General features: G+C 73.8%; 10 protein-coding genes. 6 read left to right on the top strand and 4 right to left on the bottom strand.

The window, feature by feature from the left end; genetic code table 11:
* Positions 1-5: 5 nt before the first annotated feature.
* Complete coding sequence (locus tag ACIP8Z_RS02885; protein ID WP_402077885.1) at positions 6-755, bottom strand: glycosyltransferase; 750 nt, start codon at positions 753-755, stop codon at positions 6-8.
* Between the two features lie 586 nt (positions 756-1341).
* Positions 1342-2127 carry a glycosyltransferase family 2 protein gene (locus ACIP8Z_RS02880; protein ID WP_402077882.1) on the bottom strand — a complete coding sequence of 262 codons (786 nt, stop codon included), beginning with the start codon at positions 2125-2127 and terminating at the stop codon, positions 1342-1344.
* 149 nt (positions 2128-2276) lie between these two features.
* Here ACIP8Z_RS02880 and ACIP8Z_RS02875 point away from each other — a divergent pair, with 149 nt between their 5' ends.
* From ACIP8Z_RS02875 to ACIP8Z_RS02850, 6 genes are all read left to right on the top strand, one after another.
* Entirely contained in the window at positions 2277-4118 is a 1842-nt protein-coding gene (locus ACIP8Z_RS02875) for a glycoside hydrolase family 15 protein (RefSeq protein WP_402077879.1), read from the top strand.
* A 43-nt stretch (positions 4119-4161) separates the two neighbouring features.
* Positions 4162-4452, top strand: coding sequence for a hypothetical protein (locus ACIP8Z_RS02870; RefSeq protein WP_402077877.1), 291 nt, complete (start codon positions 4162-4164; stop codon positions 4450-4452).
* Positions 4453-4593: 141 nt separating this feature from the next.
* Positions 4594-5664, top strand: coding sequence for a phosphatase PAP2 family protein (locus ACIP8Z_RS02865; protein WP_402077875.1), 1071 nt, complete (start codon positions 4594-4596; stop codon positions 5662-5664).
* Positions 5665-5707: 43 nt separating this feature from the next.
* A complete protein-coding gene (locus tag ACIP8Z_RS02860; protein WP_402077872.1) occupies positions 5708-7927 on the top strand; it encodes an NADP-dependent isocitrate dehydrogenase in 2220 nt (739 codons plus the stop codon).
* Positions 7928-8056: 129 nt separating this feature from the next.
* On the top strand, positions 8057-8347 hold the full coding sequence (locus ACIP8Z_RS02855; protein WP_402077869.1) for a hypothetical protein: 291 nt from the start codon (positions 8057-8059) through the stop codon (positions 8345-8347).
* A 97-nt stretch (positions 8348-8444) separates the two neighbouring features.
* Positions 8445-10013, top strand: coding sequence for a sigma-70 family RNA polymerase sigma factor (locus tag ACIP8Z_RS02850; protein ID WP_402077867.1), 1569 nt, complete (start codon positions 8445-8447; stop codon positions 10011-10013).
* Positions 10014-10029: 16 nt separating this feature from the next.
* On the opposite strand, the gene ACIP8Z_RS02845 is transcribed toward ACIP8Z_RS02850, so the two are convergent.
* Together ACIP8Z_RS02845 and ACIP8Z_RS02840 are read right to left on the bottom strand one after the other, a co-directional pair.
* Positions 10030-11124, bottom strand: a complete 1095-nt coding sequence (locus ACIP8Z_RS02845) for a CAP domain-containing protein (RefSeq protein WP_402077865.1) — start codon at positions 11122-11124, stop codon at positions 10030-10032.
* Positions 11125-11276: 152 nt separating this feature from the next.
* Positions 11277-12149, bottom strand: a complete 873-nt coding sequence (locus tag ACIP8Z_RS02840; protein ID WP_402077863.1) for a universal stress protein — start codon at positions 12147-12149, stop codon at positions 11277-11279.
* Positions 12150-12304: the final 155 nt, after the last annotated feature.

The following is a 12304-nucleotide window of genomic DNA, read 5'->3' as shown; positions in this document are numbered from 1 at the left end:
GATCATCACCGGGCCAGCGAGATGCGCAGCAGATCGGCCATCGAGCGCAGTCCGTCACGCCGTGCCGAGAACGTCGAACCGGGTACGTCGTGCCAGACCACCGGCACCTCCACGACGTCCCGCCCGGCCCGTACGACATGGGCGAGCAGTTCCACGTCGAAGGCGAAGCCGTCGACGTGGCAGTCACGCGCGATCGAGTGGGCCAGCGGACCGGAGAAGAACTTGAACCCGCACTGGGTGTCGGCCACGCCGGGCAGCGACAGATGCGCGAGCGAACGGAACAGCAGGCCGCCGCCGCGCCGCAGGGCCGACTGCTCCACGTCGAGCCGGGCGCCCGGTGCGTGGCGCGAGGCGATCACCGCTCCGTGCCCCGCCCGCAGCAGCTCCATCACCCGGTCCAGGGTCTCCACGGGTGTGGCGTTGTCGGCGTCGGCGAAGCCGATGAAGCGGGCGGAGGAGGTCTCGATGCCGCGCCGGACCGCCGCGCCCTTGCCCTGGTCACTGCAGCCGATGGCGTGGACCGGTACGGGGGAGCCGGCGAAGCGCTCCAGGACGTCGAGGGTGCCGTCGGCGCTGTTGTTGTCGACCACGACGACCGCCGAGAACCAGGGCCGGCCGGCCAGGAAGTCGACGGTGGTGGCCACGGTCGAGGGCAGCCTGCGCTGCTCGTTGTAGGCCGGGATGAGCAGTTCGAGCTCCACCGGCGGGCGGACGAGCCGACGGGGGAGCGGTGCGTGGGTGCGGCCGGTGGCCATCACGCCTCGCCTCCTCGGGGGAGGGCGCGGGGCGCGGGGCGCACGGGCGCGCGGGGGATCGGTGCGGGGGTGGGGCGATGCGGACGCGGTCGACCCGGTCGGCGCTGACGCGCCTCAGCCGGTCGGTGCTGACGCGCCTCCGGTCGGCGCGGTGCGGGAGTGCCGGCCGGTGGGGGTTCGCAGACCCCCGATGGTGCTGGTTCGGACGACCCGGCCGGACCGTCGGAGCCGCGGCTTCGCCGCGCGGTGCGCGTGCGGGTGCGCGCCGTACGGGGGCGGCGTCGGCGGGCCGATCCCCGCGGCCTGCACGCCCGGCTCCGCGGCGGCGGGGCGGCGGCGGTGATCCGGTCGGCCGCCCGGCGTGCCGGGTGGGCGGTCGGGCGGTGCGTGGGGCGGCGGAGCGAGTGGCGCCGGGCGTCGACGAGCGGCCAGTCGGTCATCCGCCGCAGAGGATGCGGTGCGGGTGCCACCGGCGCTCGGTCGAACTGGGTGGAGGTCACGACGTGCCTCTTCCGGCAACCGACCCTGCCGAGGGTCTGTCTGAAATAGTGCTCTTTCCACCGTTAGCACCCGTGCGGGTGATTCGTCAACCGGAGGAGGTGCGAGCAGTGCGCGGACGCCGCCGGTGCGCCAGTCGTGACAAGGTGTTGTGCGGCCGCTCGTCGAGGAGCGTGCCGAGGATCCGGGTACCGTCGCGGATCGTGCGGAGACGGACCGGCTCGTGCGGGCACGGCCGTTCGAGACTGGGCACCTCGGCGACGCGCAGGCCGTAATGCAGCGCGTGCGTGACCAGTTCGGCCCCCAGCTCGACCCCGTCCTCGCGCAGGTCGAGGAGGTCCACGAAAGAGCGCCGGAACGCACAGAACCCGTACCAGAGATCGGTCAGGTGCTGACCGTACATCCGGTGCGCGACCCGCAGCAGCGCGCGATGCCCGAGCCGTCGGGAGAGCGGATAGTCGGCGAAATCCCCGCCCGCGATGAAGCGTGATCCCTTGACGAAGTCGTAACCGCTCTCGAGGTAGTGCAGATAGTGCGGGATCTCGTGCGGCGACATGCTGCCGTCGGCGTTCATCAGCACGACCAGATCGCCGGTCGCCGCGAGCAGACCCGCGTGCGGGATGTCGCCGCGCGAGGAGTCCCAGGACCCGAGCCCGCGCACCGTGAGTCCGTTGCGCGTCCGGCGCTCACCGGGTGGGCCGCCCAGCAGGACCACGTCCCCCACGCTCGACGGCACTTGATCGAGGAGCAGATCGAGCGCCGGTCGCGGGTCCCCGCCGCCGGGGCGGACCGTGAGGACGAGACTCACCGTACGTGTGCCGGAATCGGGTGCGCGGTCGGTCGAACGGCGCAGGGGATGCGAATCTCTACTCATGGGTACGGCCTTCCGCGCGGAAAACCCGCGTACTTCAGGATCCTGCGCCGGAGACGATGCCGTCAAGAAATGGGGAAGGATATGCGGAACGTCAGGAAACTATTCCCCGCCGCTCTGCGCGGGAATTCGATCAGGCATACAATCCCGTCATGGCAGGGCGAATTGAGGACTACGCCCTCGTCGGTGACCTGGAGACCGCGGCGCTCGTGGGGACCGACGGGTCCGTCGACTGGTGGTGCGCTCCGCGCTTCGACTCGCCCGCCTGCCTGGCGGCCCTGCTCGGCGATCCGGGGCACGGCCGCTGGCTCCTCGCCCCCCTCGGCGGGACCCGCTGTACGCGCCGGAGTTACCGGGGCGACACCCTCGTCCTCGACACCGTCTGGGAATCCCTCACCGGAACCGTCCGCGTCACCGACTTCATGCCCCCGCGCGGCCCGAGCGAGGACGCCCCGCGCATCGTCCGCGTGGTCGAGGGAATCGTCGGACGGGTCGACGTACGAAGCGAGTTGAGGGTCCGTTTCCACCATGGCAGCATCGTTCCCTGGACCCGCTCGGTGGACCGCCGCACCGTCGCCTGGGTCGCCGGGCCCGACGCCGCGTACCTCTCCTGCGAGCCCGGCGTCGAGCCCGCCGTCACCCCGGACCGCGCCACCGTCGACTTCACCGTCACCGCCGGCCGCCGCGTCTCCTTCGTGCTCGGCTGGCGCCCCTCGCACACCCCCGTGCCCGCCGCCGCCCCGCCCGCCGACATCGACGCCACCCTCACCCGTACCCTCGCCCTCTGGAACGACTGGGCCGCCGCGGTCCGTTACGACGGGCCGGCGCGCGAAGCCGTCATCCGCTCCCTGCTCACCCTCAAGGCCCTCACCTACGCCCCCACCGGCGGCATCGTCGCCGCGGCCACCGCCTCCCTCCCCGAGTCCCTCGGCGGGCAGCGCAATTGGGACTACCGCTTCTGCTGGCTGCGTGACTCCACGTTCACCCTCTCCTGCCTGCTGCGCGGCGGCTGTCGGAGAGAGGCGCTCGCCTGGAAGGACTGGCTCGTTCGCGCCGTCGCGGGCGATCCCGCCGACCTCCAGCCGCTGTACGGGGTCCAGGGGCAACGGCAGTTGCCCGAGATGTACGCCGACTGGCTTCCGGGCTACGAGAACTCACGTCCTGTCAGATTCGGCAACGCGGCCGTCGAGCAGTTCCAGCTCGACATCTACGGCGAAGTGCTCAACACCGTCTACTCCGCCGTCCGGGCCGGGGTCGCCCTCGACGCCCCGGACTGGGCGCTGGTCGCCTCGCTCCTGGAGTACCTCGGCAAACGCTGGCAGGAACCCGACGAAGGCATCTGGGAAGTCCGGGGCCCGCGCCGCCACTTCGTCCACTCCAAGGTGATGGCCTGGGTCGGCGCCGACCGCGCCGTCCGCCTCGCCCGGGTCGCCGGGCTCCGCGGCTCGCTCGGACACTGGCAGGCCCTCCGCAACGAACTGCGCGCGGAGGTCTGCACCCAGGGCTGGAGCGAGGAACAGCAGTCCTTCACCCAGTACTACGGAAGCCACCAGGTCGACGCCACCGCCCTGTTGATCCCCCGGCTCGGCCTCCTCCCCGCCGACGACCCCCGCGTCCTCGGCACCGTCCGGGCGATGGCGCGGCTCGACGACCACGGATTCCTCCGCCGCTACGGCGACGTCCGGGACGGCGGGACGCACGACCTCGACGACCTCGGCGGCACCGAAGGAGCCTTCGTCGCCTGCACGTTCTGGTACGCCGACGCGCTCGCCATGACCGGCCGCCCCGACGAGGCCCGCGCCGTCTTCGAGCGGGTCCTCGACGTCCGCAACGACGTCGGCCTGCTCGCCGAGGAATGGGACCCGGTGGCGGGCCGACAGCTGGGCAACATGCCGCAGGCGCTCAGCCATGTGGCCCTGGTGAACACGGCGTTCACGCTGTACGGGACCCGGCGCCACGACCGTACGGGTTCCCGCCATCTCGCTGTGGCATGATCGGGCCGACTCCGCGGATGCTCAGGGATGCGAGGGACGGAACATGACGTGGTTCCCGGTCGTGCCGAGCGTGCTCGCGGTGCTGCTCGTCGCCGGCGGTGTGGCGGCGGTCCGGAGCGGATGGATCCTGCCGTTCCAACGACGCCGCGTCCACCGGACCGAGCTCTTCGGCTGGGCACAGCTGGTGATGGCGGTGGCCTTCGGAGCCCAGGCGGCCGGGCTGCTCCTCGGCGAGGGCGAGGCGGGGTACGTGCTCGGGGTCGTCGCCATGCTCGCCCTCCTGGGCGGACTCGTCCTCGCGATCGTCGCCCAGCGGCCGACCCCGGACCGCTGAGCCGAGCGGTCCGGGGCCGTCCACCCGCGCCGCCGCCGCCCCCCCGCCACCGTCCGGGCCCGCCCCGCCGAACCGCCCCGACGTGTTTCGTTCGGGTGCGTCCAGCGGGCGGGGCCGCCACGCGTGGGTTCGAATCGGGGCATGGCTTCCTACGACAGGCCCCGCGCGGGCGGCTCCCCGAGGCCGCTGCAGACCGGTGACACCTGGTGGTACGCCGCCGTGGCGGGCGAGGCCGCCGGATCGTTCAGCACCCGAGTCCGCACCCGGACCCGGCGGGGCTGCCTGGGGGCGGTGCTCCTGCTCACCGTCGTCTACGCGGGCCTCGTGCTCACCGCCACCGGCCGTCGCTGGGGCGACGCGGCCATGACCGGCCGGCGCGCCGACACCGCCGCCACCACCGTGCTCCGCGAGCACCCCTCGCTCGCCGGGCTCACCACCCTCTCCCTGGTCATCGGCTGCGTCCTGCTGCTCGCCGCCGGCCTGATACGCAAGCGGTACGCCCTCACCGGCCTCGCCGCCGGCGGGGTCGTCACCGCCCTCGCCCTCACCGGACTCCTCCAGCGCTACGCACCGCGCCCCCGGCTCGCCGACGCCGGCGGGCTCCTCTCCACCGGCTTCCCCAGCGCCCAGACCACGCTCGCCCTCGGCATCGCCTTCGGGCTGGCGCTCGTCGTCCCCTACCGGCTGCGCAGCGTCGCGGTCGGCGCCGCCACGCTCTGGGCCGTCGGCATCGGCGCGTACACCATCGCCGCGGGCCAGCACCGGCCCGGTGACGCCATCGCCGCCGCCCTGGTGGTCCTCGCCGTCTTCTGCGGCCTCCTCGCCGTCCTCGCCCGTAAGGGCAAGGTGCGCCCCGGAGGGCGACGGGGGCCCGCCCTCCCCGGCCTCCCGGTGACCGTGCCGCTCGCCCTGCTCGCCGCCGGCGGGCTCGGCCTGGGCCTCTGGCTCCTCGGGGACACCCTCGCCCTGCCGAGCGCCGCCCCCTACGACCCGGCCGAGCTCCGGCTCGCCCACCGCTGCGGCCAGGCCCTCGCCGCGGGCGTGGTCGCCGCCGCCGGCCTCGTCCTGCTCGGTCTGCTCCGCCGCGTCGACGTCGAGGGCGCCCCCACCCCGTACCGGCTCGGCGGGCCCTTCGTCGAGGCCGCCGGAGTGCCCCGGGACGGCGAGCTCGTGGGGCCCTTTACCGAGGACCTCGATCACGAGATATCTTGATGTCGAGCAATCTCGCATACGCAGACGTGGAGCGGAGCACCCGGTGACTGACTCGACCATCATCTACACCCACACTGACGAGGCGCCTGCCCTGGCGACGTACTCGTTCCTGCCCGTGATCCAGGCGTATGCCTCGCAGGCCGGCGTCACGGTCGAGACGCGGGACATCTCCCTCGCGGGCCGCATCATCGCCGTCTTCCCCGAGTTCCTGGAGGAGGGCCAGCGCATCGCCGACGCCCTCGCCGAGCTCGGCGACCTGGCCAAGACGCCGGGCGCCAACATCATCAAGCTGCCGAACGTCTCGGCGTCCATCCCGCAGCTCAAGGCCGCGATCGCCGAGCTCCAGGCGCAGGGCTACGCCCTCCCGGACTACCCGGACGACCCGCGGACGGACCAGGACAAGGACGTCCGCGCCCGTTACGACAAGATCAAGGGCTCGGCCGTCAACCCGGTCCTGCGCGAGGGCAACTCCGACCGCCGCGCGCCCGGCTCGGTCAAGAACTACGCCAAGAACCACCCCCACCGCATGGGCGCCTGGACCCCCGAGTCCAAGACCAATGTCGCCACCATGGGTGAGAACGACTTCGCCTCCACGGAGAAGTCCGTCGTCGTCACCAAGGACGACACCCTCCGCTTCGAGTTCACCGCCGCCGACGGCACCACCAGCGAGCTCCGCGAGCCGCTGAAGGTCATCGCCGGCGAGGTCGTCGACGCCGCCGTCATGCGCGCCGCCGCCCTGCGCACCTTCCTCGGCGAGCAGGTCGCCCGCGCCAAGGCCGAGAACGTCCTCTTCTCCGTGCACCTCAAGGCCACGATGATGAAGGTCTCCGACCCGATCGTCTTCGGCCACGTCGTCCGCGCCTTCTTCCCCGCGACCTTCGCCAAGTACGGCGAGGTGCTCGCCGCCGCCGGCCTCTCCCCGAACGACGGCCTCGGCGGCGTCCTGAAGGGCCTGGAGTCCCTCCCGCAGGGCGAGGAGATCAAGGCCTCCTTCGACGCCGAGCTCGCCGACGGCCCCGCCCTGGCGATGGTCGACTCCGACAAGGGCATCACCAACCTGCACGTGCCGTCCGACGTCATCGTCGACGCCTCGATGCCGGCCATGATCCGCACCTCCGGCCACATGTGGGGTCCGGACGGCCAGGAGGCCGACACCCTCGCGGTCCTCCCGGACCACAGCTACTCCGGCGTGTACCAGGCCGTCATCGAGGACTGCCGCGCCAACGGCGCCTTCGACCCGTCGACCATGGGCTCCGTCCCGAACGTCGGCCTCATGGCGCAGAAGGCCGAGGAGTACGGCTCCCACGACAAGACCTTCGAGATCGCCCAGGCCGGCACCGTCCGCCTCGTCGACTCCGAGGGGAACGTCGTCCTGGAGCAGGAGGTCGCCGAGGGCGACATCTTCCGCGCCTGCCAGACCAAGGACCTGCCCATCCAGGACTGGGTCAAGCTCGCGGTCACCCGCGCCCGCGCCACCGGCGCCCCGGCCGTCTTCTGGCTGGACGAGAACCGCGCCCACGACGCCCAGCTGATCGCCAAGGTCGAGCAGTACCTGCCGGAGCACGACACCGAGGGCCTGGACATCAAGATCCTGTCCCCGGTCGAGGCGACGAAGTTCTCCCTGGAGCGCATCCGCCGCGGCGAGGACACCATCTCCGTCACCGGCAACGTCCTCCGTGACTACCTGACCGACCTCTTCCCCATCCTGGAGCTGGGCACCAGCGCCAAGATGCTGTCGGTCGTCCCGCTGATGGCGGGCGGCGGCCTCTTCGAGACCGGCGCCGGCGGCTCCGCCCCGAAGCACGTCCAGCAGCTCGTCAAGGAGAACTACCTCCGCTGGGACAGCCTCGGCGAGTTCTTCGCCCTGGCCGCCAGCTTCGAGCACCTCGCGACCTCCACGGGCAACTCCCGCGCCCAGGTCCTCGCCGACACCCTCGACCGCGCCACCGGCACCTTCCTCAACGAGGACAAGTCGCCGACCCGTCGCCTCGGTGGTATCGACAACCGCGGCAGCCACTTCTACCTGGCCCTGTACTGGGCCCAGGAGCTGGCCGCCCAGACCGAGGACGCGGAGCTGGCCAAGGCCTTCGCGCCGCTGGCCGAGACCCTCTCCGCCAACGAGCAGAAGATCGTCGACGAGCTCGTCGCCGTCCAGGGCTCCCCGGCCGAGATCGGTGGCTACTACCAGCCCGACCCGGCCAAGGCTGCGGCCGTGATGCGCCCGTCCGCCACCTTCAACGAGGCCGTCGCCTCCCTCGCCTGACGCGGCACGGGAGGCCCCCGCCTCCCACGCCCCGCCGGGCACACGCGTGGCGCCGCCCCGGACGGAACTCTTCCGACCGGGGCGGTCCCGTCGGTGGCGCATCCGCCGTCCGGGTGTGAACCTGGATGGATGAGCTGGGCATCTTGGACGACCGCCGGTGTCTACACCGGGCGAGGTGGGGTGCTGACCGTCGAGGCCGGATGCGTCACGGGCGATCTGACCGTGCACACGACCTGGGCCGACAACGAGGCACGCGTGGCCGTGCAGTACAGCGGCGCGTCCGACTGGTTCACCATGTCGGGCAGTCCCGTTCCGTGCGCGTCGGAGGAGGAGAGCCGCGATCTGCACGACGCCGTCGTGGCAGCCGTCCGGGAGGGGAACGGGGCCACGGTCCCGACCCTGCCCGTACCACCGCTGTGATGGACGTCGGCGTCGATCACCGATAAGTGTTATCCCTCCCTCGCCCACGGGTCTCCGAACCACGGGGGACTCGCACCAGGGATGAGGGAGCAGATCCATGCACAGCGACGAGCGCCGCACCACCGCGCTGGTGGAGGCCGCCAGGGCCGGTGACGCGGACGCCAGGGACGCGCTGGTCCGCGCCTACCTGCCCCTCGTCCACAACATCGTCGGCCGGGCCCTCGACGGCCATGCCGACACCGACGACATCGTCCAGGAGACGATGGTCCGCGCCCTCGACGGCCTGACGGGTCTCCGCGACCCGGCCCGCTTCCGGTCCTGGCTCGTCGCCATCGCCATGAACGGGATCCGCCGCCGCTGGCGCGAACGCCAGCAGGCACCCGTGCCCGGCCTCGACCGGGCCGCCGGCCTCGCCGACCCGGCCGCCGGCGACTTCACCGAGGTCACCATCCTCCGGCTCGGCCTGTCGGGCCAGCGCCGCGACGTGGCCCGCGCGACCCGTTGGCTCGACGAGGACGACCGCGAGCTGCTCGCCCTGTGGTGGCTGGAGGCCGCGGGCGAGCTGACCCGCGCCGAGCTCGCCGAGGGCCTCGGCGGGATATCGCCGCAGCACGCCGCCGTCCGCGTCCAGCGGATGAAGGAACGCCTGGAGACCGGCCGCGCCGTGGTCCGCGCCCTCGACGCCGTGCCGAGCTGCCCCGACCTCGCGGAGACCGTCACGGCCTGGGACGGCCGCCCCTCCCCGCTCTGGCGCAAACGCGTCGCCCGCCACGTACGGACCTGCGCCGCCTGTACGGCGAGGGTCACCGGCCGCAGCGGCCTCGCCCCCGTCGAAGGGCTGCTCGTCGGCCTCGGCCTCGTACCGCCCCTGGTGATCGGGCTGACGGAGGGCCCCACCGCAGAACCCGTCGCCTTCGACACGGTGGCGTCCGACACCACCGCCCGGGACACCACCGTCCCGGACACGGCCACCCCTGACCCGGCCACCCCGGACCCGGCCGCCCCGGAGACGGGCATCCCGGACGGCGTCTCCCGGTGGACACCGCTGCGCCGGGCCGGAGTCGCCGGAGCCGCGGCCGTCGCCGTCCTCGGTGCGGTCGCCCTCCTCGTACCGCAGGAGCCGCACGCGCGCATGGCACCGGGCAGCCCGGTCGCCGCGCCCCCGGCGACCCCCGCCCCGGCGACGCCCCCGGCGTCGCCGACCCCCACCCGCACCGCCCCACCCACGCCGACGGCCACGCCCCCGACCCCACGCCGCACCCCGCGCCCCACGCCGGCCCCCACGGGCGAGGAGCGGGTGACCGGACTCGTCAACCGGCTTCGGGCGCAAGCGGGTTGCGCCCCGCTGCGCATCGACCCCCGGCTCACCGAGGCGGCCCGCGGCTACGCCCGTGACATGGCCGCGCGCGGCTACTTCGGACACGCGAGCCCCGAGGGGGAGTTCGCGGACACCCGGATCACCGCCGCCGGGTACGCCTGGAGCGCCTGGGCGGAGAACCTGGACCGGGGCACCGCCGACCCGGCGTCCGTCGTCGACGACTGGACGGACGGGTCGATGCACGAGGAGAACATGCTCGACTGCCGGTACCGGGACACCGGAGTGGCGTCGGCCCCCGGTCCCGGCGGCACCGTCTGGGTGCAGAAGCTCGCCGCTCCCGCCTCCTGACCACCGGGTCGGCGGCTCAGCGCCGCGCGCCGAAGTTCTGCACCCACCAAGGGCCGTTGGCCGTCAGCGTCACCCCGACGCCGATGTCCTTGAACGCGCAGTTGAGGATGTTCGCCCGGTGGCCGGGACTGTCCATCCAGTCCTCCATCGCCCGGGCCGGGGTCTTCGGCCCGCGGTGGATGTTCTCCCCCCAGGTCGACCACGTGTACCCGGCGCCGGTCATCCGGTCGCCCGCGTCGCGGCCCTCCGGGTTGTCGTGCTCGTAGTAGTCGCGGGCGGACATGTCGTCGGCGTGGCCCTGAGCGGCGGTCCGCAGATGGTTCTCGGAGTGCAGCGGGCCGCAACCGGCTCGCTCCCGCTCCGCGTTGGCGAGCGCGATGACGTCCTGGACGAACCGCGCGGCCTTTCCCGCGGGTGCCTCCGCCACGGGGGCCGCACCCCGCCGCTCCTGCTGCCGCCCCTCGGGCTGCGCCGGTCCCGGCTGTTCCGGGGCCTGTTCGGGGCGGGGCCCGCGCTGCCGCTCCGACTCCGCCTTGGGCGGTGTCTCCGGCCGGGGCGCCGCCGGTGCGGAGCCGGCCGGTGCCTTCCCCGCCGTACGGGGGGAGGGCGCGGCGGCGGTCGAGGGCGCCGACGGGCCCGAAGAGGTCGGCCCGGCCACCCGTACGGCCTCCACCTCCCGCACGCTCCCGGCCTGTCGTACGCTCCCCGCCTCCCGTACGGACTCCGGTGCGGCGTCCGCGCCCCCGGCCCCGGCGCTGGTGGGACGCAGGGCCACGACCGGCTCGGCGGCCGAGGGGACGGCGGTCGTGCCGCCGGTCCCGAGGGAGGCGACGTACATGCCGGTGGCCACCGTCAGGACGGCGGCCGCGGATCCGGCGACGGTGACGGCGGTCCGGAAGGACGGCCGGCGCGCGGCGCGCCGTCCCGCCCGGCCGCCCTTGCGGTGCCGCCCGCTCACGCGTGCCGCCGGGGCGTCCGCCGCCGCGCGCGCGTCCTCGCCCGCGGGATCGTCCGCCGCGCGCGGATCCGCCGCGAGGTCCCGTACGGCATCGTGGGGGTGCGGGGTGTGTTCGGGGTCGCCGGGGTGACCGGGACGGTCGTGGTGCCGCATGGAGCTCCGCTCTCTCGCCGTGGTCGCCGAACGGTCCGGCGCTGGGGAGAGCCACCGGGGCGACGGCGGTAACACTTTCCGGCCCCGGCCACCCCGACACTCCTCGTCAACCTGACGCGTCAACCCCGCGCGTCAACCTGTATCGCACCCTTTCAGCCCTGCGGGACGACCGCCACCGGACAGGGAGCGAGATGCAGGGCCGCGTGCGCCACGGACCCGATCCGCGGCCCGACGGCTCCCCGCTTGGCCCGCCGGCCGACCACGAGGAGCTGGGCGGCCCCCGAGGCGGAGAGCAGCACCTGGCCGGCGCTGCCCAGCTCGACGTGCTCGGTGACCGGCACGTCCGGGTAGCGCTCGCGCCAGGGCGCGAGGGCCTCGCGCAGCGCCTTCTCCTCGTACGGGACCAGCCCGCCGGCCTCGTCGGCGAGCCGCATCGAGGCCGGGCTGTACGCGTAGAGCGCCGGCAGGCTCCACGCGCGCACGGCCCGCACGGACGCCCCGCGCGCGGCGGCGGTCGCGAAGGCGAAGCCCAGTGTGGCGGCGCTGTCCTCCGGGCCGCCGAGCTGCCCGACGAGCACGTGTCCGGTGGGCGGTTCGGCCGGATCGCCGTCGCGGGACCGGACGGCCACCACGGGGCGGGTGGCGTCGGCGATGATCTGCTGGCCGTACGAGCCGAGCAGGAACCCGGCGACGGCCCCGTGGCCGCGCGAGCCGATGACGAGCATCTCGGCCCGCTCCTCGGTGCCGAGGAGCGCGGCGACCGGCGTGTCGCTCAGCACCTCGGCGGTGAGGGCGAGCTTCGGATAGCGCCCGCCGATCGTGGCCTCCGCCTCGCGCAGGACGGCGTCCGCGACCCGTTCCTGGCTCGCGCGGTCCTGGACCAGGGGGAGGTCGATCGGTTCCCAGCGCCACGCGTGCGCGAGCCGTAGCGGGAGGTCCCGGTGGAGCGCCTCGCGGGCGGCCCAGTCCGCCGCGGCGAGGCTCTCGGGGGATCCGTCCACTCCTGCGACGATCTCACGACTCATCAGGCTGCCTCCGTGGGTTGCCGTGTCGGGCCCGCCGGACGGCCGGACCCGCACCTTCCAGCTTGGGCCCTTCGGCCGCCCGGCGAGAGGGCCGGACGTCCCGACATGCCGGTCCGTCCGTCCCTTCGTCTCCCCGGGGGCGTCTTGTCGGTCGG

The organism is Streptomyces sp. NPDC088553 (assembly GCF_044752965.1).
Taxonomy (GTDB): Bacteria; Actinomycetota; Actinomycetes; order Streptomycetales; family Streptomycetaceae; genus Streptomyces.
Note: the sequence above shows the minus strand (reverse complement) of the source record. Positions and strands in the feature narration are given on the sequence as shown.

Coding starts and splice junctions, on each gene's coding strand:
- ACIP8Z_RS02885 (WP_402077885.1), bottom strand. CDS start 755: ATGGCCACCGGCCGCACCCACGCACCGCTCCCCCGTCGGCTCGTCCGC.
- ACIP8Z_RS02880 (WP_402077882.1), bottom strand. CDS start 2,127: ATGAGTAGAGATTCGCATCCCCTGCGCCGTTCGACCGACCGCGCACCC.
- ACIP8Z_RS02875 (WP_402077879.1), top strand. CDS start 2,277: ATGGCAGGGCGAATTGAGGACTACGCCCTCGTCGGTGACCTGGAGACC.
- ACIP8Z_RS02870 (WP_402077877.1), top strand. CDS start 4,162: ATGACGTGGTTCCCGGTCGTGCCGAGCGTGCTCGCGGTGCTGCTCGTC.
- ACIP8Z_RS02865 (WP_402077875.1), top strand. CDS start 4,594: ATGGCTTCCTACGACAGGCCCCGCGCGGGCGGCTCCCCGAGGCCGCTG.
- ACIP8Z_RS02855 (WP_402077869.1), top strand. CDS start 8,057: ATGAGCTGGGCATCTTGGACGACCGCCGGTGTCTACACCGGGCGAGGT.
- ACIP8Z_RS02850 (WP_402077867.1), top strand. CDS start 8,445: ATGCACAGCGACGAGCGCCGCACCACCGCGCTGGTGGAGGCCGCCAGG.
- ACIP8Z_RS02845 (WP_402077865.1), bottom strand. CDS start 11,124: ATGCGGCACCACGACCGTCCCGGTCACCCCGGCGACCCCGAACACACC.
- ACIP8Z_RS02840 (WP_402077863.1), bottom strand. CDS start 12,149: ATGAGTCGTGAGATCGTCGCAGGAGTGGACGGATCCCCCGAGAGCCTC.